The sequence below is a fragment of the Microbacterium sp. P2_F9 genome, from assembly GCF_056403635.1.
Genome location: NZ_JBFUFC010000338.1, coordinates 1 through 2,174, shown reverse-complemented (window position 1 = coordinate 2,174; position 2,174 = coordinate 1). Strand labels below are relative to the sequence as shown.

The window sequence follows — 2,174 nt, the reverse complement described above, 5'->3', positions numbered from 1 at the left end:
GCGATCTCGGTGTCCATCGGCGGCATCGTCTCACGAGATCGGGTCCCGTACGCCACTCGCCGTCCCGCGAGTCGTGCGTTTAGAAGGCCGGTCCTTCGGCGGCCCGCATGAGCCCCACTTGTGGATTCCCCCCAGCGGAGGAGGGTGGCCTGGTGATTGCTGACGTGGGGGTGGGTATCGCGTCCGAGGCTGGTGCGGTGGTAGTCGGTCCCAGTTCGAGCGTGGTCGCGAGCATTTGTTTTGCGCGTGCGTATCGGCTTCGGATCGTCGATGCCGGGAGGCCGAGGTACTGGCTGACTTCCGTCAGTGTGAAGCCGTCCCAGTGCACGGCCCGGATGATCTCTGCCAGGTCCGGCGAGAGACGTTCGATCGCGTCTCGGATCTCTGTGCCTTCGGTGGCGTCGGGTGCTTCGAGGTCACCGGCGGACTGTTGTAGGCGCTGAGCGAGGAGCGTGCGGCGACGCTCGCCACGCGAGACGTTCAGGATCGTGTTCCGGGCTATCCCGAACAGCCACATGCGGGCCTCCGCGTCGTCGTCCGGCAATCTGGCGGACTGCCTCCACGCGACGATCATGGTCTCTGACAGCGCGTCGGCGGCGTCGTTCGTGCCGACGCGTCGTTCCAGATACCGCAGCAGATCCCGGGCATTTCGCTCGAGCGAGGCGGTGAGCCGACGGGCGTGTTGTTCGCGTGCAGAGGTCACTCGCCCACCTCTGGGCAGGTAATGACGCCTTCAAAATTCGGGCGCTGCATCGCGTCGAACCCTTGCTTCTGCAGCGCCTGGTCAAGTTCAGCTGCCAGAGCCTGGATAACGCCGAGCTCGTATCGGTCATCTCGTTTCGAAGCGGGCGATTCGGCGAGTGACTCCCCGTGAATGGCGACGACTGCGTCGTCGACTTGATCAGTGGTGGGAACCGACATTGCCGCCAGAATGTCATGTGCAGCGCGGGAGATGTCGGGCGCCGCGCCCTCGAGATTTCCGAGCCGGTAGTCACACACCACACCGCTGGGCAGCGTCACAGCCAGGGTGAGATCCGGGCTCGCCGCCCAAACGGGCCAAGACTCGTTCGTGGCCGCCACAGCGACCCCTGCCCCTCCCAGCATCAGAACCGCCACGGCCGTGAATGCAGCGACTCTCGGTGTGCGTCGATGCCGATGGCGGCGCGCTGCCTCGAGCCGAGCGCCGGCTGCCGCGATCTGCAGCTCGTCGTCGCGCACCGCGAGGGCCAGCGGTGTGATCGGCGCCGATCTGCTCAGGATGAGGTCGATGTCATCGTCGAGGACAGGGCGGTTGTCGTCCATCATGTGACTCCTAGCGTTCGTGTGTCTCACTCTGAACATGTCCACCTCAGCCCTCCGCGACGACGCATCACGAGATCGGACTCCTTTAACTTTGCATTGACGCCGGTGCAGATAGTCTCCGTCCGCATCGGCAGCCTCACCGGCAGACGCGGACCCTGCGACCCTCGAAGCTGACGCCGTCGCCGAGCTGCAGCTGCCGTTCGCGCCGCAATACGAACCGCGTTTCACTCCCGTATGACCCGCGCCTCGGACCGCGGAGTTTCCGCGCGCCTCGGTGGAAGTGTGACCTTTCGGGGTGCTGCGGACACTATGAAGTGTGGGCGATTCTGACGAAGTGGTGTGGCGACGCGTGGTCGCGGGTAACGCCCGCGACTACGGACTTATCTGGGATCGGCATCGCGACCGCGTTATCCGGCACCTACGTATGAGTGGGAGCAATGCCGTCGACGCGGACGACTTGGCGGCTGTGACGTTTCTCGAGTTGTGGCGGCGTCGAGGTGATGTGCGATTCGTGGACGGGTCGCTGTTGCCGTGGTTGATAGTGACCGCGCAAAACGTGCACCGCAATGCGCAACGTGCTCATCGTCGCTACCGCGCCTTCTTGGCGTCTCTTCCAGACGCAGAGCACGCGCCGGATCATGCCGATCAGTTCGCGGAGTTCGATAACGCACGGTTGGTGCGATTGCGGGCATTGCTGGCAGATGCGCGACCAACGGATGCCCGCCTGTTGGCGATGACCTCTCTGGAGGGGTTCACGATCCGCGAAGCGGCCGCCGCGCTGGGCGTCTCCGAATCAGCGGCGAAGATGCGGCTCTCACGACTTCGGCAGCGGCTTTCGAGCTCGCTTGCTCCCATCACGGAAGGGGAAACAC

At 64.7% G+C, this 2,174-nt stretch carries 3 protein-coding genes; 1 reads left to right on the top strand and 2 read right to left on the bottom strand.

What is annotated here, in order from left to right; all coding sequences use genetic code 11:
• Nucleotides 1–79 precede the first annotated feature (79 nt).
• The gene (locus tag AC1DVT_RS19700; protein ID WP_477391029.1) at nt 80–703 is read right to left on the bottom strand and encodes an RNA polymerase sigma factor; all 624 of its coding nucleotides are present in this window, start codon (nt 701–703) and stop codon (nt 80–82) included.
• Entirely contained in the window at nt 700–1,305 is a 606-nt protein-coding gene (locus AC1DVT_RS19695; protein WP_477391027.1) for a hypothetical protein, read from the bottom strand. The genes AC1DVT_RS19700 and AC1DVT_RS19695 overlap by 4 nt, the downstream gene beginning before the upstream one ends.
• A 313-nt stretch (nt 1,306–1,618) precedes the next feature.
• Here AC1DVT_RS19695 and AC1DVT_RS19690 point away from each other — a divergent pair.
• Nucleotides 1,619–2,174, top strand: a 556-nt coding sequence (locus AC1DVT_RS19690; protein WP_477391025.1) for an RNA polymerase sigma factor, incomplete at its 3' end; no start/stop codon positions are given.

Bases quoted from the DNA above. Each gene is read 5' to 3' on its own strand.
- AC1DVT_RS19695 (WP_477391027.1), bottom strand. From the start codon at position 1,305: ATGATGGACGACAACCGCCCTGTCCTCGACGATGACATCGACCTCATC.